15 protein-coding genes and 1 pseudogene are annotated in these 20,141 nt (G+C 53.9%); 13 read left to right on the top strand and 3 right to left on the bottom strand.

Translation table 11 applies throughout. The features are described from left to right. Positions 1-26: 26 nt before the first annotated feature. The 7 genes from ACPXSQ_RS08005 (at position 27) to ACPXSQ_RS07975 (ending at position 6,167) form a co-directional block, all read left to right on the top strand. Positions 27-749 (top strand): RNA polymerase sigma factor FliA, encoded by a 723-nt coding sequence (locus tag ACPXSQ_RS08005; RefSeq protein ID WP_006118887.1) that lies wholly within the window; start codon positions 27-29, stop codon positions 747-749. Between the two features lie 51 nt (positions 750-800). Continuing rightward, positions 801-1,304, top strand: a complete 504-nt coding sequence (gene fliZ / locus ACPXSQ_RS08000) for a flagella biosynthesis regulatory protein FliZ (RefSeq protein WP_013026139.1) — start codon at positions 801-803, stop codon at positions 1,302-1,304. Between the two features lie 203 nt (positions 1,305-1,507). Beyond that, positions 1,508-2,494, top strand: coding sequence for a D-cysteine desulfhydrase (locus ACPXSQ_RS07995; RefSeq protein WP_013026138.1), 987 nt, complete (start codon positions 1,508-1,510; stop codon positions 2,492-2,494). 133 nt (positions 2,495-2,627) lie between these two features. Next, positions 2,628-3,428: a cystine ABC transporter substrate-binding protein gene (gene tcyJ / locus ACPXSQ_RS07990; RefSeq protein WP_014605583.1), complete on the top strand. Its 801-nt coding sequence runs from the start codon at positions 2,628-2,630 to the stop codon at positions 3,426-3,428. Next, the gene (gene tcyL, locus ACPXSQ_RS07985) at positions 3,428-4,096 is read left to right on the top strand and encodes a cystine ABC transporter permease (protein ID WP_013026136.1); all 669 of its coding nucleotides are present in this window, start codon (positions 3,428-3,430) and stop codon (positions 4,094-4,096) included. Before tcyJ ends, tcyL begins: the two co-directional genes overlap by 1 nt. After that, complete coding sequence (gene tcyN / locus ACPXSQ_RS07980; protein ID WP_013026135.1) at positions 4,093-4,845, top strand: L-cystine ABC transporter ATP-binding protein TcyN; 753 nt, start codon at positions 4,093-4,095, stop codon at positions 4,843-4,845. The genes tcyL and tcyN overlap by 4 nt, the downstream gene beginning before the upstream one ends. A 236-nt stretch (positions 4,846-5,081) precedes the next feature. Further along, on the top strand, positions 5,082-6,167 hold the full coding sequence (locus tag ACPXSQ_RS07975) for an acyltransferase family protein (RefSeq protein WP_014605584.1): 1,086 nt from the start codon (positions 5,082-5,084) through the stop codon (positions 6,165-6,167). 178 nt (positions 6,168-6,345) lie between these two features. On the opposite strand, the gene ACPXSQ_RS07970 is transcribed toward ACPXSQ_RS07975, so the two are convergent. Continuing rightward, positions 6,346-6,954, bottom strand: a complete 609-nt coding sequence (locus ACPXSQ_RS07970) for an NUDIX domain-containing protein (protein WP_013026133.1) — start codon at positions 6,952-6,954, stop codon at positions 6,346-6,348. 966 nt (positions 6,955-7,920) lie between these two features. Here ACPXSQ_RS07970 and ACPXSQ_RS07965 point away from each other — a divergent pair. Continuing rightward, positions 7,921-9,000, top strand: coding sequence for an acyltransferase family protein (locus ACPXSQ_RS07965; RefSeq protein ID WP_426143350.1), 1,080 nt, complete (start codon positions 7,921-7,923; stop codon positions 8,998-9,000). A gap of 101 nt (positions 9,001-9,101) precedes the next feature. Here ACPXSQ_RS07965 and ACPXSQ_RS07960 read toward each other — a convergent pair. Then, positions 9,102-9,323, bottom strand: a pseudogene (locus ACPXSQ_RS07960) (respiratory nitrate reductase subunit gamma); the annotation flags it as partial. Between the two features lie 80 nt (positions 9,324-9,403). Continuing rightward, entirely contained in the window at positions 9,404-13,348 is a 3,945-nt protein-coding gene (gene putA, locus ACPXSQ_RS07955; protein WP_426143348.1) for a trifunctional transcriptional regulator/proline dehydrogenase/L-glutamate gamma-semialdehyde dehydrogenase, read from the bottom strand. 443 nt (positions 13,349-13,791) lie between these two features. Between putA and putP the strand changes: the two genes are divergently transcribed. From putP to phoH, 5 genes are all read left to right on the top strand, one after another. Then, positions 13,792-15,276: a sodium/proline symporter PutP gene (gene putP, locus ACPXSQ_RS07950; protein ID WP_014593920.1), complete on the top strand. Its 1,485-nt coding sequence runs from the start codon at positions 13,792-13,794 to the stop codon at positions 15,274-15,276. 190 nt (positions 15,277-15,466) lie between these two features. Next, the gene (gene efeU, locus ACPXSQ_RS07945; RefSeq protein ID WP_013026128.1) at positions 15,467-16,294 is read left to right on the top strand and encodes an iron uptake transporter permease EfeU; all 828 of its coding nucleotides are present in this window, start codon (positions 15,467-15,469) and stop codon (positions 16,292-16,294) included. Positions 16,295-16,343: 49 nt separating this feature from the next. After that, positions 16,344-17,465, top strand: coding sequence for an iron uptake system protein EfeO (gene efeO, locus ACPXSQ_RS07940; protein ID WP_013026127.1), 1,122 nt, complete (start codon positions 16,344-16,346; stop codon positions 17,463-17,465). Further along, the gene (gene efeB / locus ACPXSQ_RS07935) at positions 17,465-18,754 is read left to right on the top strand and encodes an iron uptake transporter deferrochelatase/peroxidase subunit (protein WP_104933435.1); all 1,290 of its coding nucleotides are present in this window, start codon (positions 17,465-17,467) and stop codon (positions 18,752-18,754) included. Before efeO ends, efeB begins: the two co-directional genes overlap by 1 nt. Before the next feature lie 577 nt (positions 18,755-19,331). Continuing rightward, entirely contained in the window at positions 19,332-20,120 is a 789-nt protein-coding gene (phoH, locus tag ACPXSQ_RS07930; protein ID WP_013026125.1) for a phosphate starvation-inducible protein PhoH, read from the top strand. Positions 20,121-20,141: the final 21 nt, after the last annotated feature.

Raw genomic sequence — 20,141 nt, 5'->3', positions numbered from 1 at the left:
AACTTCATTAACGCAGGGTAGTCAACGTGAACGATCTCTATACCGCCGAAGGCGTGATGGACAAACATTCGCTCTGGCAGCGCTACGTACCACTGGTACGTCATGAAGCACTGCGCTTGCAGGTCCGCCTGCCAGCCAGTGTTGAACTTGACGATCTGCTTCAAGCCGGGGGCATTGGTCTGTTGAATGCGGTGGAGCGCTATGACGCACTCCAGGGTACCGCCTTTACCACGTATGCAGTACAGCGCATCCGTGGAGCCATGCTTGATGAGCTTCGCAGCAGGGACTGGGCACCACGTAGCGTCAGACGAAATGCTCGCGAGGTTGCGGGAGCCATGCATCAGGTTGAACAGATGCTGGGCCGCGCTGCCTCTGAGCAGGAAGTCGCGCAACAGTTGAATGTTTCGATAGAAGAGTACCGGCAGATTCTGTTGGATACCAACAACAGCCAACTCTTTTCGTACGACGAGTATCGGGAAGAACACGGTGACAGTGCGGAACTGGTGACGGAAGGGCACGAAGAGGCCAATCCACTTCATCAGTTGATGGAAGGGAGTCTGCGTGAACGCGTCATTGAAGCGATCGAGGCCTTGCCCGAACGCGAAAAGATGGTGCTGACACTGTACTACCAGGAAGAACTGAATCTGAAAGAGATTGGCGCGGTTCTTGACGTGGGGGAATCCCGAGTCAGCCAACTGCACAGTCAGGCGATAAAACGCTTGCGTGCCCGACTTACGGGAGCGCGCTAGAAGGCTCAGTTCCTGGCGATCTATAAATAATAAGAAATCGGGGACTCAACAGTGGGAGCCAAAACCAAAGCCAGACCTTTAAGTCGTTATCTTAAAGACTACAAACACAGCCAAACCAATTGTTCACACTGTGGCAAAGTTTTAGATCGTATGGCGCTGGTCTTCCGAGGTCAGATCATCAATAAAGAGGCCATCGCACGCATGGACCAAATGATTGATGAGCCGCTTTGGCTAAAACTTCAGCCTGAATTAACGGCGCTTTGCCGTTTTTGCAGCGATATTTTTTGTAATACACATCCTAACTACTTTGACATTATGGCGTTTAAACAATATCTGTTCGAACAGACGGAAATGAGCCCGAGCACGATTCGTGAATACGTGGTTCGCTTACGTCGGCTTGACGATATGCTGAAAGCCAGAAACTTTCCGGCTGAAAAACTGACAGGCAATAGCTGGCATCAATGCCTGGAAGAAGACTTACCTGATGCTGGCAATAATAATTATCGTATTGCGCTGCGAAAGTACGACCAGTTTTTAGGCTGGCAGCAACGTTAAGGGACACAGTGAAATGTCAGAGAGCGTTGCCACTGACATGATGTCTCCCACCCCCATTTTTCCCACTTCGCGGGGGAAAATGGGGATGTTGCGCTGCAGCAGGCTGCCCTCTCTTTTCCCCCGCATTTGAATTCAGGATGATCCTTTCCGCATCTTCTGTAACACTGTAAAGATCACTGCCTTGTGCCCAACGGGAGGCCGCATTGTCCTTACATCTTATCCATCAGTTTCCTCGTATCGAACTTCTGGGCGCGCCCACGCCGCTGGAATATCTGCCGCGTTTATCTGACTATCTTGGTCGTGACATCTTTATCAAACGTGATGACGTGACACCGCTGGCTATGGGCGGTAACAAGCTGCGCAAGCTGGAGTTTTTAGCCGCGGATGCCCTTCGTGAAGGCGCTGACGTGCTGCTGACCGCTGGCGCCATTCAGTCTAACCATGTGCGTCAAACGGCGGCCGTTGCAGCCAAACTCGGCCTGAAATGTGTGGCCTTGCTGGAGAACCCGATAGCAACGCACAGTGAAAACTACCTGACCAATGGCAACCGCCTGATGCTGGATCTCATGGATGTCGAGGTGGTGATGGTCGATGCGCTGACCCAACCTGCCGCGCAATTGGCGGAACAGGCGGAGCGGCTTGAAGCGCAGGGCTTCCGGCCTTACATTCTGCCGGTGGGCGGTTCGAATGCGCTGGGGGCGCTGGGCTATGTGGAATGTGCCCAGGAGATTGCTCATCAGAGCGAAGGGGTGGTGGATTTTGCGGCAGTCCTGGTCGCATCAGGCAGTGCCGGAACGCATGCCGGTCTGGCGGTTGGGCTGGAACAGCTGCTGCCAGAAACTGAGCTGGTTGGCGTAACCGTATCGCGTAACGTCGCTGAGCAACGGCCTAAGGTTGACGCACTACGCCAGGCCCTGGCAACGCAGTTAGCCCTAGAGGCGAAGGCACCGGTCACGCTATGGGATGACTATTTTGCTCCGCGCTACGGCGAGCCGAATGAAGAAGGCATGGAAGCGATCAAACTGCTGGCGCGTCTCGAAGGGATTTTTCTCGATCCTGTTTATACCGGTAAAGCCATGGCGGGCCTGATCGATGGTATCAACCAGAATCGTTTTCGCCGGGAAGGGCCGCTGTTGTTTGTGCATACAGGCGGCGCGCCCGCGTTATTTGCTTATCACCCTTCGGTCTGAGACGCAGCGCAAAAAAGGGTTATAATTCAGCCGTTATTTTAACGCCTTAGGTAAAATAACGCCCATAATGACAGAGCGGCAGGCCGTGATGCGCCGCTCAACAGCTCACTTACAAATAATAAACGGGGTAAACATGGCTTTCTCACAGATTCGTCGCCAGGTGGTGACGGGAATGATGGCGGTTGCGCTGGTGGCAGGCTTCAGCGTTAAAACGTTTGCGGCAGACGATTTACTGGCGCAGGTTAAAAGCAAAGGCGAGCTGCGCGTCGGTCTGGAAGGCACCTATCCTCCTTTCAGTTTTCAGGATGAAAAGGGCAAGCTGACGGGCTTTGAAGTGGAGTTTGCTCAGGATCTGGCCAAACATATGGGGGTTAAAGCCGTCCTGAAGCCAACCAAGTGGGATGGCATGTTAGCGGCGCTGGATTCGAAACGCATCGATGTGGTCATCAATCAGGTGACGATCTCCGATGAGCGTAAAAAGAAATATGATTTCTCTACGCCGTATACGATTTCTGGCGTGCAGGCGCTGACGCTGAAGAAAAACGCGGGCAGCATCACTAAGCCAGAAGACCTCGCAGGGAAGAAAGTCGGTGTGGGCCTGGGGACCAACTACGAGCAGTGGCTGCGCGCGAACGTAAAAGGTGTGGATATCCGCACTTATGATGATGACCCAACCAAATATCAGGATCTGCGTTCTGGTCGCGTTGATGCGATTCTGGTGGATCGCCTGGCTGCTCTGGATCTGGTGAAGAAAACGGGCGATACCATGGCGGTAGCCGGTCCGGCATTCTCGCGTCTGGAAGCGGGCGTTGCGCTGCGTAAGGGCAACGAAGATTTACTGAAGGCGATCGATCAGGCCATTGCGGAAATGCAGAAAGACGGCACCCTTAAAAAGCTGTCAGAAAAATGGTTTGGCGCGGACGTTACTAAATAATGCAGGAAAGTTTACAACTGGTGCTGGACTCAGCACCCTTTCTTCTTAAGGGCGCGCTGTTCACGCTGCAGCTCAGTATTGGCGGTATGTTTTTCGGGCTGATACTGGGCTTTTTGCTGGCGCTGATGCGCCTGTCCCGCTTCTGGCCCGTGAACTGGCTGGCGCGTATCTACGTGTCCATCTTTCGTGGCACGCCGCTTATCGCCCAGCTGTTTATGATCTACTACGGTCTGCCGCAGTTTGGCATTGAGCTGGATCCCATTCCCTCGGCGATGATTGGGCTGTCGCTTAACATGGCGGCCTATGCCTCAGAATCGCTGCGCGGCGCGATTGCGGCCATCGAGCGCGGCCAGTGGGAAGCGGCGGCCAGTATCGGCATGACGCCGTGGCAAACGCTGCGTCGGGTTGTTTTACCGCAGGCCGCCCGTACCGCACTCCCGCCTTTGGGTAACAGCTTTATCAGTCTGGTAAAAGATACTTCGCTGGCTGCCACGATCCAGGTTCCGGAACTGTTTCGTCAGGCGCAGCTGATTACCTCACGCACGTTGGAGGTGTTCACCATGTATCTGGCGGCTTCGCTGATCTATTGGGTGATGGCAACCGTACTGTCAGCATTGCAGAACCGACTGGAAGCGCACGTTAATCGTCAGGATCAGGAGGCGAAATGAGTGCTATTGAAGTTCGCCAGTTGGTGAAAAAGTTTAACGGACAAACGGTACTGCACGGCATCGATCTTGATGTCGCCCCGGGCGAAATCGTCGCGATAATCGGCCCCAGTGGCTCAGGTAAAACCACGCTGTTGCGCAGCATCAACCTCCTTGAGGTCCCGGATGCTGGCCGCATTAAAGTGGGTGATATCACCATTGACGCCAGCCTGGGCATGAACAGACAGAAAGAGCGGGTGCGGCTGTTGCGTCAGCAGGTGGGTTTTGTCTTTCAAAACTTCAATTTATTTCCGCATCGTTCGGTGCTGGAAAATATTATTGAAGGTCCGGTGATTGTGAAGCGGGAAGCGAAAGCGGACGCGGTTGCCCGCGCGCGCAGCCTGCTTGAAAAAGTTGGACTCAATGGCAAGGAAGACAGCTACCCACGGCGCCTGTCCGGTGGTCAGCAGCAGCGTGTCGCCATTGCCCGCGCGTTGGCGATGCAGCCAGAAGTCATTTTGTTTGATGAACCGACCTCTGCGCTGGATCCGGAACTGGTGGGTGAAGTACTGAACACCATTCGCGCACTGGCTCAGGAAAAACGCACCATGGTTATCGTGACGCACGAAATGAGCTTTGCCCGCGACGTCGCCGACCGCGCCATTTTTATGGATCAGGGCCGTGTTGTTGAACAGGGCCCTGCTAAGGCACTCTTCAGCGATCCTCAGGAGCCGCGTACCCGGCAGTTTCTGAATAAATTTCTTAATCAATAAACCCGGTGCCGCCAGAAGTTGGCGGCGCTTATTGCGCTGTCTCCCACCTTTATTCTTCTCAGTTTCTTCCGAAAATTTACATTTTGCATAGATTTAATTAACTGATTTTAAAGGTTATTTGTCATCATCTCGCGTCCTGAGGTAACAGATTGTAACTTTTAAGAGCCGCCTGATTGAGACTTCCCGCTAAATATTAATAATTCTTCACAAATTCATTGCACGATCGGGAAGACATAATGAACCAACCCAGGAAGGAAATCCTCTGGATCAATACCCTAAAAGGGGGATGCATTTTACTTGTGGTACTGCATCACTCCATCATTACAACCTTCGCGCCAGCGCTTCATCATTTGACAGCCGGTATCGTACCGGCTCATGCGTGGGTGGCGTTTAATACCTGGCTTTCCCCCTTACGGATGCCGGCATTTTTCTTTGTATCCGGCCTGCTGGCCAGTAACTCGGTGATCAATAAACGCTGGAAAGCGGTCTTCACTAAAAAGTTCAGCAACATCGTTTACCTGTATCTGCTGTGGGGCGTAATCCAGTGGCTGAGTATCCACTACATTTCAACCCACTTGGGCGAGCGGCTGTCCAGCAGCAAAAACGCCGCCTATGCGGATTCGCCAATGGAGTTTATTAAACTGCTGATGCTGTCGATGACCAGCCTGTGGTACCTGTATGCTCTGGCGGGGTTTTTTCTGGTCACTAAACTTTTCCATCGGCAGAAGATGCTGCTGGTGGCTGCGGCAATAGCGGCAAACTACGCCGCGCAGTTTAGCCTGATCCCCGGATGGGGCCCGGCCAGCGTGGCACAGAACTATCTCTATTTCTTACTGGGCGTATTTTTTAGCGCAACGTTAATCGAACTGAGCGGTTTAAAAGGTCGTCACTGGCTCTGGTTGGGCGCAATCGCGGCGATCGGCATTGCCCATCATCTGGGCGGCATATATAAAAACCCGTTCTACAGCCTGCTGACCATCGTCTTTGGTATTGTGCTGTGCCGTTTTCTTAATGCGCATTTCAATATGGCGTGGCTGAACTATATAGGGCGTAACACGCTGCAGATTTATGTTTTGCACCGTATCTTTATCGAACTGGTGGGGCTGAGCGCCATCTCACTGGCGCTGCACTACGGCTGGTTTGGCAACGCGGGTTTTAGCTGGGCATGGGCGTTGCTGATGCCGTTAACCGGCGTGGCAGTCTGCACGCTCCTGTCTTTGATGGTCTGGTCGCTGCTGAACCGGGGGCCGGGACGGATGCTGTTTATTCATCCACGTTTAATCAGTAAACGGCAGCCAGAAACCCAAGCCTCATCATCCTGACGTACCGGGCCAGCATGCTGGCCCGGTACGTATCCTTTCTCTGGCGGGCACCGCAGGGAGTAAGCATTTCTCCCCCGTTAGCCTGTTCCTGTCGCGTCAGCTGACAGGGCGAGAAGCCTCAGTCGCCTCTGGTCGGGGAAGGGACACTTCATGTTGAGGCTGCTCTTTGCGTGCCGTGTTATGCCGGGAGACAAATGCCTTTGATGACCAGGTGCTGAATCAGAATAATGGTTTTCGCGTCAATGATGATGCCGGCATCAATCATCGCAAGCGCCTCTTGAATCGGCACCTCAATGACTTTGATATCTTCACCTTCAGCAGCAAGGCCTCCGCCCTCGTTAATCCGCATTTCGCGGGTAAAAGGGGCGATGAAAAAGTGCAGACGCTCAGTAACGGAACCCGGGCTCATGAATATCTCGCCAATCTTAGTGACCTCATTCAGCTTATATCCGGTCTCTTCTTCGGCTTCGCTTCTTATTGCCTGGATCGGGTCCCGCTCATCAAGCAAACCGGCGCAGGCTTCAATCAGTTCATAGTGATGACCGATCAAAAACGCAGGCAGCCGGAACTGGCTGGTAAGGATGACCGTTCTGTCATCGCGGTTGTAGAGCAGAATAGTCGCACCGTGGCCGCGATCGTAAGCTTCACGCGTGAAACGCTGTTCTGTGCCATCGGAACGGACATAGGTCATATCGTATTTGGTCAGGGTGCCCCAGTCGTTTGCCAGTATCTGCTGGTTGTTAACGGTAGCGGTGGTGGAAACGGGCGTATAATGCGCATGCTTCATATTGAGATTCCATTGGTAAGTAAGTCTGGAAGAGCCATTCAGACACAGCGTGCCGAGTGGACATTGAAAAAATCACCCCTAAACCTAAACCTAAACCTAAACCTAAACCTAAACCTAAACCTAAACCTAAACCTAAATGTAAAAATGCACTTTTCACCTGTCAGCGATATTTCCGAAAGGAACACCTAAGCGAATAACGTTTAGCGGTGTTTTATCCACGCCCTGTCTTTTTTAAGGTGATATTCGAACCTGAAATAAAGATACAGGCAATAATGCAGGGAAAAATTTAGCCGAAAAGGGCATAAACGAACGATTTTACCTGGCTGAATAAGCCACTCGCGCTAATCAAATACACACAGTAACGTTACCTGTACTTAAGATGAGTCACCTGAGCTAACATAAAGCCAGAAATAAGGTTAAGCAAGCGTTGAGTGTGAAAATTCGCCGGGACGTCATCGTGCGGTGTGGCATCGCGCGATCAAACGTTTATCTGTTGCCGCAACGATAAAGTCATCGCACTGCTGGGGCAGGATGCACGGGGCCTTGGGGCCTTTGCGGCAGGATGCCTGCATAGCGCGGCACGGCTTTTGCAGCGCGCGTTCACGCAACAGCGTAGGGCCAGGGAATAAAATACCTCGCCTGTGCTGCGCGACCCAGGCCAACTGATTTAATAAGTGACCTGATGCTTAACGGGCACCAACACCTGGATATTTCTTATTTATTCAGATAAGAACACCTTATTTATTCCGTCGTCTGACAACAATTCCCTGCGTTGAAATTAAATCCGGGATAAATGTCAGAAAACATCCTGTATTGTAAAGTACGGTTTTAAACCCTTCCGGGAGGGGGACTTTAAGACTTTCGCTACATTCAGGAGTGCGAGCATAGGGAATACTTTTCGTATAACGATAACGTCGGCAGTTCGAATAACTTGTTTGTACATGACACAGCGACGGAAAAAGCCTGATGACGAAAAATGAAGAAAAAGATATTGCATGGATTAATACCCTAAAGGGAATCTGTATCCTGCTGGTCGTCCTGTATCACACGGTGTTACCCGGTTTTGAAAGTCGGGTGAAAGATCTGGCCGCAGGTGAATGGGTGGCAGAGATGTGGGTGCAGTTTAATACGTTATTATCGCCGCTGCGCATGCCCGCGTTTTTCTTTGTGTCGGGTTTACTGGCCAGAAATGCCATCATTGATCGCCCCTGGAAACGTATCGCGACCAGCCGGATGACAAATCTGTTTTATCTCTATCTGCTGTGGGGAGCCATTCAGTGGGGGGCCATTACGGGCATTTCAACGGAAATTACCGGGCAGCGTATTTCACAAAATATCAATGCGGCCTATGCGGGAACCTTTTCTGAGTTCCTGACGCTGACGTTTCTGGCGATGAGCACCTCATGGTATTTATATGCCTTGGGGATCTACTTTCTTCTTGCCAAACTTTTTCAACGTTACAGCCTGCCTTTATTGCTTATGGCCGCAGTGCTTAATTATCTGGCGGTTGAAAAAATCATTCCCTACTGGGGCCCGCAGAGTCTGGCGCAATATTTTGTTTTCTTCATGCTCGGCACGTTCTGGTGTTCGCAGATACTGCGTTTAAGCGAGTGGCGAAGGCAAAACGGACTGCCGTGGTTATTACTGCTGCTGCTGGCGGGCCTGCCCGCTCTGTTCGATTTTGACAGAAGCCTCTTCTTATCTGTTCTTGCCATCCTCATCAGCGTGGCGGCCTGTCGCGGGTTAAATCAGGTCAGTGGCATGGCGTGGCTCAACTGGATTGGCCGTCACACCTTGCCTGTTTACGTCCTGCATCGCATCTTTATTGAGTATTTCGGCATGACGGCCATTTTGTTTGCGCAGCGCCACCAGCTCTTTGCGCTGACATGGTTTTCGTGGCTGTGGGCCTGCCTCTATCCGCTGGTCATTGTCGCCCTCTGCTCACTGGCGTCCGTAGCCGTCTGGTCGCTGACAAATCGAGGCATAGGGCGCGCGTTGTTTCGCTTCCCGACGCTGATAAAACGGCCTGTGTACCCGGCGGCGTAACCGGGGCAGGTGGCGCAGGATGCGGGAACAGAAAAAGGCGTGGTGTAAAAAGCGCAATGAAGCCGGCCGCTGATAGCGGGACGGGTTGCGGTCAGGCTTAGTTACGCGCGTACCACCTGATAGCGTCGCGTGAAATACTCGACCGGCGCGCTCCAGATGTGCATAAGCCGGGTAAACGGAAACACCAGAAAAATCGTCACTCCCAGAATCAGGTGAATACGATCAATCCCTTCCACCCCGTCAAGCCCGCGTGAGGCGTTGCCCCGCAACATGATCACCTCCTGTGCCCAGCCGACCCGTTTCATCATGCCAGGGCCGTCCATGCATCGCCCAATGCTCAGCGCAAAAAAAAGGTTCATGCCCGGGCATGAACCTTTAACGTAAGCGATCGGTCTGAAGGACGTTACCCGATTGTCATCAGGCTGGCATTGCCGCCCGCGGCTGCGGTGTTAACGCTGAGCGAACGTTCAATCAGCAGACGCTCCAGCAGCAGATTGGTTTCGCCACGCGCAAAACCCTGCACCGACACGATGGCACCTTCGCGCGCCGCGACCTGTTCGCACAGGTTGCGGAGCTGGTCGGCATCACCGTGATAGATAACGGCGTCAAAATGCGCAGACAGGGGATCGTTGGAGAGCGTAATGCGTTTTTTCACCGCCGCCGGTAAGGTGCCCAGCAGTGCGCGGTGCAGCTCATCGTCCTGCCACAGTGCCTGGCTGCCTACGCTGGTGACCGCCGCCAGTTGAATCAGAGCATCCTCCTTGTTATCCGCCAGACAGAGTACCTGCTCACGCGGCAGCAACAGGAAGGTATTGCGTTCGCCTGTTGGACCGGGCAGCAGGCGTACCGTGCCTGCCTGAGCCAGCTCGGCATAATGCTGGCACAGTGAAGACAGCTGAGGCTTATCTTTTGCCCACTCGCTCAATGCCTGATGCGCTGCCAGCAGCAGCTGACGCTGGGCATGGTCGGCCGGGCGCTCAGCATCCTGACGGGCGAGGGTGGTGCTGAGTGCGTTGTCCGGGCGATTCGCCAGCAGGCGATACAGATAAAGCGGGCCACCCGCTTTCGGACCGGTACCGGATAACCCCTCGCCGCCGAATGGTTGCACGCCCACCACCGCGCCAACCATGTTGCGGTTAACGTACAGATTGCCCACTTTGGCCGCTGCGGTGACCTGCATGATGGTTTCGTCAATGCGGGTATGGACGCCTAACGTCAGCCCATAGCCCGAGGCGTTAATCTGTTCGATCAACTGCGGCAGGCCACTGCGGGTGAAGCGCACAACGTGCAACACCGGACCAAATACCTCTTGCGTCAGATCGCTGACCTTATCAAGTTCAATCAGCGTCGGTTTCACAAAGGTTCCGGTTGCCCACTCTTTGCTGTCCTGTGGATGATCCTGCGCCGTTTGGAACACCTTAAAGCCTTTATTGCGCATGGCCTGAATATGGCGCTCAATGTTGGCTTTGGCCTCTTTATCTATCACCGGGCCGATATCGGTGGACAGGCGCTCCGGATTGCCCATACGGCACTCCGCCATCGCGCCACGCAGCATTTTCAACGTATGTTCCGCGACGTCCTCCTGAACGCACAGCAGACGCAGCGCAGAGCAGCGTTGACCCGCGCTGTCAAAGGCCGAGGCGACGATATCGATCACCACCTGTTCTGTCAGGGCGGATGAATCGACAATCATGGCATTCATGCCGCCGGTTTCAGCAATCAGCGGAGTGGGGCGGCCTTGGGGATCCAGCCGGCCTGCCAGATTACGTTGTAACAGGGTGGCGACCGCCGTGGAGCCGGTGAACATCACGCCACGAATGCGTTCGTCTCCGGTGAGCTGTGCGCCCACGGTTTCACCGAGGCCCGGCAGCAGTTGCACGACGCCAGCCGGGACACCGGCACTCAGTAAGATCTCAACGGCCTGCGCGGCAATCAGCGGCGTCTGCTCGGCAGGCTTCGCCAGCACGCTGTTTCCGGCCGCCAGCGCGGCTGCGACCTGACCGGTAAAAATGGCCAGCGGAAAGTTCCACGGGCTGATACAGACCACAGGTCCCAGTGGGCGGTGCGTTTCGTTGTCAAAATCAAGGCGGACGATGCCAGCGTAGTAATAGAGGAAGTCCACGGCCTCACGCACTTCGGCAATGGCGTTGCTGTAGGTTTTACCGGCTTCGCGCACCAGAATGCCCAGCAACTGCTGTAGCTGACCTTCCATTAACTGTGCTGCACGCTCAAGGATGGCCGCGCGCTCCTGAGGCGGAGTGGCAAACCAGATAGGACCGGCATTGACCGCCGCCTCAATGGCCTGGGAAACCTCCTGTTCTGAGGCATGGCGAACGGTACCGACGACGTCCGACGGCGCGGCCGGATTCACCACATTCTGGCTTTCTCCGCTACCAGCAGGGCCGTCAATAAGCGGTTGTGCCAGATAAGGCTCACTCGCGCCGCTCAGCAGAGCACTGGACAGGGAAGCAAGGCGGTGCTCGTTAGCCATATCCAGACCCGCAGAGTTAACCCGGTCGCTGCCATATAAGTCTCGCGGCAGCGGGATCTTTGGATGTGGCAGGCCCAGGGTGCCTTCGCTGGCACCCAGTTTTTCAATTTCACTCACCGGATCGGCGACCAGCTCGTCTATCGGCATGGACGTGTCGGCAATACGGTTAACAAAGGAGGTATTCGCACCGTTTTCCAGTAGGCGACGCACCAGGTAAGCCAGCAGGGTTTCATGTGTACCTACGGGGGCATAGATACGGCAGGGACGATTGAGTTTGCCGTCTGCCACTTTGCCTACCACCTGATCGTAGAGCGGTTCACCCATGCCATGCAGGCACTGGAACTCATACTGTCCGGGATAATAGTTATTGCCCGCCAGTTGATAGATCGCGGCCAGCGTGTGCGCGTTATGTGTGGCAAACTGCGGATAGATCAGATTGGGTACTGCCAGCAGTTTACGGGCGCAGGCCAGATAAGAAATGTCGGTGTACACCTTACGGGTATAAACCGGATAGCCTTCCAGCCCTTCCACCTGGGCGCGTTTGATCTCGCTGTCCCAGTAAGCGCCTTTCACCAGGCGAATCATGAGACGACGACGGCTGCGTTGGGCCAGATCTGTCAGCTCATCAATCACAAACGGGCAACGCTTCATATAAGCCTGAATCACGAAACCTATGCCGTTCCAGCCTTCAAGCTCGGGTTCAAAACACAACCGCTCCAGCATATCGAGAGACAGCTCTAAACGATCGGCCTCTTCCGCATCAATGTTAATGCCGATGTCGTAAGAGCGGGCCAACAGGGTCAGCGACTTCAGAATCGGATACAGCTCATCCATCACCCGATCATACTGCGCGCGGCTGTAGCGCGGATGGAGTGCGGACAGCTTGATAGAAATGCCCGGGCCTTCATAGATGCCCCGACCGTTTGAGGCTTTACCAATGGCGTGAATCGCCTGCTGATAAGAAACCAGATAGGCTTTGGCATCGCTGGCCGTCAGGGCGGCTTCACCCAGCATATCGTAGGAGTAACGAAAGCCTTTTTCTTCAAGCTTGCGGGCGTTGGCCAGGGCTTCGGCAATGGTTTCACCGGTCACGAACTGTTCGCCCATCAGGCGCATCGCCATATCCACGCCTTTCCGGATGAGCGGCTCGCCGCTCTTGCCAATAATTCGGTTGAGCGAGCGCGACAGGTTGACTTCATTGTGCGTTGAGACCAGACGGCCCGTAAACAGTAATCCCCACGTCGCGGCGTTCACAAACAGTGACGGGCTGCGGCCAAGATGTGACTGCCAGTTACCGTTGCTGATCTTGTCGCGGATCAGCGCATCGCGGGTGGGCTTATCCGGGATACGCAACAAAGCCTCGGCCAGGCACATTAATGCCACACCTTCCTGAGAGGAGAGTGAAAACTCCTGCAGCAGGCTTTGCACCATGCCGGCACGGCCGGTCGCCCCTTTTTGGTGCCTCAGCTTGTCGGCCAGCTGGTGCGCCAGCTGCTGCGTTTTTTCTGCCAGTGCGGCGGGAAGGCGCGCTTGCTCAAGCAACATGGGAACCGCATCAGTTTCAGGACGGCGCCAGGCGGCTGTCACCGCAGAGCGGGCGACCGACTGCGGCAAAATGTTTTCGGCGAATTCAAGGAAGGGCTGAACCATCTCTTCCGGGGCAAGCTCATCGGACGCTGAGTCGTTAAGCTGCAGGGGGATCTCATCCACCGTTTCACCCGCATCTAACTGGGTCAGATAATTAAAGATCGCCTGTTTAATCAGCCAGTGAGGCGTGCGATCGAGTTTCTGCGCCGCCAGTTTAATACGGTTGCGGGTGGCTTCATCCAGCTTCACCCCCATGGTTGTTGTTCCCATGATTTTCTCTTCCTTAAAACGGTTTTGACCAGAGCATGGGCTGCACTATTACCCATGTTGCAACTTTGTGCAACCAGGTTAAATGTGACCTCGGTTGCACACTTTGAAACCCCTTTTTTAATTAACATTTAAAAGCGGCACAAATCTTGCTGCAAAAAACTCGCCAAAGTTGCAACCCCATTCAATTTAAAGGGTGAAATCATTGCAAAGGTGCAACTTTATTGTGAGCGGGCGCAACCTGTGAGCATTAAAAAGGGATTGAGAGGTGAAACTGATGTGACGGATGTGTTAAATGCATTGTGTGCGCCGTGCCTTTACGGCAGGATACCGCGCCTTAAGGGAAATCGCTTTCTCTTGATGCGGTAACAGCCTGACGCCTTCACGTTCCGAGGGGGGCAGGAAAAAGATTTCTCTCAAGAGATCGGATAATAACGGAGAAACAAATGACAGTAAGTACGCCAATGTTGGTGACCTTTTTAATTTATATCCTTGGGATGGTGCTGATCGGTTTTATTGCCTGGCGCTCAACGAAAAACTTCGACGACTATATTCTGGGCGGACGCAGCCTGGGCAGTGTCGTGACTGCGCTGTCCGCTGGAGCCTCCGATATGAGTGGATGGTTGCTAATGGGATTGCCGGGTGCCATTTTTCTCTCCGGTATCTCTGAAAGCTGGATCGCCATTGGCCTGATTATTGGTGCATGGTTTAACTGGAAGATTGTCGCGGGGCGCTTACGGGTTCAGACGGAACATCATGATAACGCCCTGACGCTGCCTGACTTCTTTACCAGCCGCTTTGAAGATCGCAGCAAAATCTTGCGGGTCATTTCTGCCGTGGTGATTCTGGTGTTTTTCACTATCTACTGCGCATCAGGCGTGGTAGCGGGCGCGCGTCTGTTTGAAAGCACCTTTGGTATGGATTACTCCACCGCCCTCTGGGCCGGTGCCGCCGCCACCATTCTGTATACCCTGGTGGGCGGATTCCTGGCGGTGAGCTGGACGGATACCGTTCAGGCCAGCCTGATGATCTTCGCGCTGATCCTGACGCCAGTCATCGTGGTCATCGCCGTGGGTGGCTGGAGCGATTCGATGGCGGTGATTGAGGCCAAAAACGCTGAAAACGTGGATATGTTCAAAGGCCTGAATTTCGTGGCCGTGCTGTCACTGCTGGGCTGGGGACTGGGCTATTTCGGTCAGCCTCATATCCTGGCACGTTTTATGGCGGCGGATTCACATCGTTCCATTCGTACCGCGCGCCGTATCGGCATGGCGTGGATGATTCTCTGTCTGGCGGGCGCGGTGGCCGTGGGCTTCTTTGGGATCGCCTATTTCCACAATAATCCTTCTCTGGCTGCGGGCGTTTCACAGAATGGAGAGCGCGTCTTTATTGAGCTGGCACGTATTCTGTTTAATCCGTGGATTGCCGGTATTTTACTGTCTGCCATTCTGGCGGCGGTCATGTCCACGCTCAGCTGCCAGCTGCTGGTCTGCTCCAGTGCGCTGACGGAAGATTTGTACAAAGGCTTTTTACGCAAGAATGCCAGCCAGAAAGAACTGGTTTGGGTAGGGCGCCTCATGGTGCTGCTGGTAGCGTTAGTGGCCATCGCGCTGGCGTCGAATCCCGAAAATCGGGTGTTAGGCCTGGTCAGCTACGCATGGGCCGGTTTTGGCGCGGCATTTGGACCGGTAGTCCTGTTTGGCGTGTGCTGGAAACGCATGAACCGCAACGGTGCGCTGGCGGGAATGATTGTCGGTGCGGTCACGGTACTGGTATGGAAACAGTATGGCTGGCTCGGCCTGTATGAAATCATTCCGGGCTTTATTTTTGCCAGTATCGCCATTGTGGTCTTCAGCCTGGCAGGCCGGGAACCTTCTGCAGCGGCCATTGAACGCTTCGATGCTGCCGAGGCAGAATTCCAGACTAAATAAGGCGTGAACGTGTTGAAAAGCCTGCCCTGTAAAGGGCGGGCTTTTTTTTGGCCTGCGTCTGGCACAGACAGTTACGAAATTATTTCACGGAGGAACTTGTTTTTTTCTGAGTGGTAATGATAATCGGTATCGTTCGTTTTTACGTAAATTTACGTCCCATTTACGCTGCTTAACATTCAAGAGGTCGGCGATGTTTGTTCCCTTTCTCATCATGCTGCGTGAAGGCCTGGAGGCAGCGCTCATCGTGAGCCTTATTGCCAGCTACCTGAAAAGGACGCAGCGCACACAATGGTTCCCTGCAATGTGGGCGGGCGTGTTTATTGCCGCTGCGCTTTGCCTTGCGCTGGGCATCGTCATCAACCAAACCACAGGGGAGTTTCCTCAGAAGCAGCAAGAGCTTTTTGAAGGCATTGTTGCGGTGGTCGCGGTCGTCATCCTGACCTCAATGGTGTTCTGGATGCGCCGGGTGGCGCGCAATATCAAGCTGGAACTGGAGCAGGCGGTCGATCAGGCTTTACAGAAATCAGCCGGGGGCGGCCTGGCCCTGGTCCTGATGGTGTTTCTTGCCGTCGCCCGGGAAGGGCTGGAGTCAGTGTTCTTTTTACTGGCCGCCTTCACTCAGGACGTCGGTTATGCACCGCCGCTGGGGGCCGTGCTTGGCCTGGCGACGGCCGTTGTGCTGGGCATGTTGATCTACTGGGGCGGGGTTCGTCTGAATATGGCGCACTTTTTCCGCTGGACCAGCCTTTTTATTCTTCTGGTGGCCGCGGGGCTGGCAGCTGGCGCTATCCGTGCCTTTCATGAAGCCGGGCTGTGGAACCATTTTCAGCAGGTGGCCTTCGATATGAGTAACACCTTATCGACCCATTCACTGTTTGGCACGCTGCTTGAAGGCATTCTGGGTTATCAGGAAGCCCCCAGCGTAAGTGAAGTGGCCGTCTGGCTGCTTTATTTGATTCCGGCATTATTACTGTTTGTTATGCCTGCACGTGCTGGAACCTCAGCCGCTGCGCGCTAACGCGTTTACCAGGCGCGTCAGGCGCGCCTCTGACTGAATAGGGAAAAATATGAAGAAGCGTTTTCGTCGTCACGCGGTGCTGGCTTCGCTGCTGGCGGTTTCCGGCTCCACACTGGCTGCAGCCATTCCACAGGTTAGCGTGAGTGTCACGGACAAGCAGTGTGAACCGATGTCACTGACGGTCCAGGCGGGCAAGACTCAGTTTCTGATCAAAAACAACAGCCAAAAGGCGCTGGAATGGGAAATCCTGAAAGGGGTGATGGTGGTTGAGGAGCGCGAAAATATTGCGCCCGGCTTCAGTCAAAAACTGACCGCCAACCTTGAAGCGGGCGAATATGAAATGACCTGCGGCCTGCTGACGAACCCGAAAGGCAAGCTGATTGTCCAGGGCGGCGCGGGCAAAAACGTGCAGAAAGGTAAAACAGAACTGATGCAGCTGGCGGGGCCAATCAACGCCTACAAAGCCTACGTGACGGACGAAGTCAACCAGTTGGTGGCGGGAACCCAGGCCTTTACGGATGCGGTGAAAGCCGGAGATATCGAAAAAGCCAAAGCGCTGTTTGCCCCCACGCGCCAGCATTACGAACGTATAGAGCCGATAGCTGAGCTGTTCTCCGATCTGGATGGTCGCATTGACGCCCGTGAAGATGATTATGAGAAAAAGGCTGAAGACCCGAAATTCACCGGTTTTCACCGGCTTGAGAAAGCGTTGTTTGCCGATAATAGCACCAAAGATATGGCGGGCTATGCCGAGCAGTTAAACAACGACGTGCGCGATTTGCAGAAACGCGTTAGCGAGCTGGCGTTCCCACCGGCCAAGGTTGTGGGCGGCGCCGCAGGGCTGATCGAAGAAGTGGCTTCCAGTAAAATCTCCGGCGAAGAAGATCGTTACAGCCGTACCGACCTGTGGGATTTCCGGGCGAACGTGGATGGCGCGCAAAAAATTGTCGAGCTGTTGCGCCCAGTCCTGAAGCAGGCAAATCCAGCGCTTCTGGCAAAAGTGGATGCCAATTTCGCGAAAGTTGACGCGATTCTGGATAAATACCGCAGCGGTCAGGGTTATGAATCGTATGAAAAACTGACGCCAGCCGATCGAACCGCGCTGAAAGGGCCGATTACTGCCCTGGCGGAAGATCTTTCTCTGCTGCGTGGCACCTTAGGCCTGGATTGATGATGGATAAGGATAAGGCGTTAAGCCAGCCATCGCGCCGCCGTTTATTGAAAGGACTGGGGATGCTGGGCGGCGCGGCGGCCGTCAGCGGTGGTTGTCCGTTTCATGCCGCGGCCGCCGAAAACCCGGACAGCTTTTCGCCCGGCACGGTAACGCCGAACGCGCGTCAGCAAGTGCAGCCCTTTTATGGCGTGCATCAATCCGGCATTACGACGCCACAGCAGGCGTCAATGATGCTGGTCGCGTTCGATGTGCTGACCCGCGATAAGCAGGAACTGCAGCGTTTGTTCAAACTGCTTACGCAGCGCATCGCGTTTCTGACCCGGGGCGGGATGGCGCCCGCGGTGACCAACCCACAGCTGCCGCCGCTGGATTCAGGCATTCTGGGCGCCGAGATTGCCCCGGACAACCTGACGATGACGGTTTCCGTCGGTCATTCCCTGTTTGATTCGCGCTTTGGTCTGGCGGCGCTTAAGCCGGCTAAACTGCAGGCCATGAGCCGTTTCCCTAACGACTCTCTGGATGCAAATCAGTGCCACGGCGATCTGCTGTTGCAAATCTGTGCTAACACGCAGGACACGGTGATTCATGCACTCCGTGATGTGGTGAAACATACGCCCGATTTGCTCGGCATTCGCTGGCGACGGGAAGGTTTTATTTCCGATCATGCCGCGCGCAGCGCGGGAAAAGAAACGCCTATTAATCTGCTGGGTTTTAAAGACGGCACGGCCAATCCCGATACGCATAACATGGCGTTGATGGATAAGCTGCTGTGGGTAACGGAAGAGCAGGCGGAACCCGCGTGGGCCCGTCACGGCAGTTATCAGGCAGTAAGGTTGATCCGTTTTCATGTGGAAATGTGGGATCGCACGCCATTGGGTGAGCAACAAACGATCTTTGGTCGCGAGAAATTAAGCGGCGCACCACTGGGCATGAAAAACGAGCACGACGTGCCAAATTATCGCCAGGATCCTGATGGCGATGTCATTGCGTTGGATGCGCATATTCGGCTGGCGAACCCGCGCACGCCTGCGACCGAAAGCAGCCTGATGCTGCGCCGGGGCTACAGTTATTCGGCGGGTATTTCAGCGTCAGGCCAGTTGGAAATGGGCTTGCTGTTTGTTTGTTATCAACATGATTTAGAATTGGGTTTTCTGACCGTACAAAACCGTCTGAATGGTGAAGCGCTGGAAGAGTATATACGTCCCTTTGGCGGCGGATACTTTTTTGTATTACCCGGCGTTATCAATGAAAATCATTATTTGGGCCAGTCCTTACTTGAAAGCTGATTAAATTTTAATCACGGCATTCTGTGCCTGACCGCCCAGCGTGCCGTATTTCTGTCTCAGGTTTTTTATCCCCCGCCTGTGTTTTCGCGCTCCGTTTTAAACCGTTGATGCCGCATTGAAAAATAAACTAACTCTCTGTAATACTTGCGTAATTTAATTTAAGTAAGGTTGGCGTTAACGCAGGGTTGAATATTTATTTTTCAATAAAGTGAAAATACTGTTGCAAAATACCAATAAGATGGTTCACTTTACTATGAAAGCGTAATCGGGCGTGTTGATGTCTCACACTGGAGTTCGCGCATGGATAGATGTTTTTACAGCCGTTCAGCAGTAAAAAATATCGCATTTACCCGTGAGGAGGTTTCTTCCTCAACCGCTTTTACACCGCAATGTGTTTTCTCTTTTCAACCTCACTCCTTTTTTACCGGTATACGGCCTGGCTGTTTTGCTGCCGGATATCAATCGTCATGGCCTGTCACGGCTCTAAAGGAAGCCAACTGAAACCTCTAAAGCGTTCACGTAATCGCATCGGGCTTGTTGCCTGAGCGGGAAATGAAACCAACTGTAAGGTGCCACTATGGGAAGACAGAAAGCAGTGATCAAAGCGCGTCGAGAAGCAAGACGAGTGCTTCGCAATGACTCCCGCAGTCATCGTCAGCGTGAAGAAGAATCGGTCACTTCGCTGGTGCAAATGGGTGGGCTGGACTCGATTGGCATGGCGCGCGATGTGCGCGATCGTGCTCCGATTGAAGCCCGCAATGAAGCTCAGGCGCACTATCTCAACGCCATAGAATCAAAACAGCTTATCTTCGCTACCGGCGAGGCAGGCTGCGGCAAAACCTGGATTAGTGCTGCGAAAGCGGCAGAGGCCCTGATTCATAAGGATATCGACAGGATTATCGTTACGCGCCCGGTGCTGCAGGCGGATGAAGATCTGGGATTCCTTCCCGGGGATATCTCAGAAAAATTCGCCCCGTATTTCCGCCCGGTTTACGACATTCTGGTTAAACGTCTTGGCGCATCCTTTATGCAATATTGTCTGCGTCCCGAAATTGGCAAAGTTGAAATCGCGCCCTTTGCTTATATGCGCGGTCGTACCTTTGAAAATGCAGTGGTGATTCTCGATGAAGCGCAGAACGTTACCGCTGCGCAAATGAAAATGTTTCTGACCCGCCTTGGCGAAAACGTCACGGTGATTGTTAACGGCGATATAACCCAGTGCGATTTGCCCGCTGGGGTGCCTTCTGGTCTCGCGGACGCGCTGGCGCGTTTTGAAGAGGACGAGATGGTGGGCATTGTCCGTTTTGGCAAAGAGGATTGCGTGCGTTCCGCGCTGTGTCAGCGCACTTTGCATGCTTACAGCTAGCGTTCGATTGAGTCATGTAGC

Origin of the sequence: Pantoea sp. EEL5 (genome assembly GCF_049892805.1) — a bacterium.
In the GTDB taxonomy this organism is placed as follows: domain Bacteria; phylum Pseudomonadota; class Gammaproteobacteria; order Enterobacterales; family Enterobacteriaceae; genus Pantoea; species Pantoea ananatis.
Note: the sequence above shows the minus strand (reverse complement) of the source record. Positions and strands in the feature narration are given on the sequence as shown.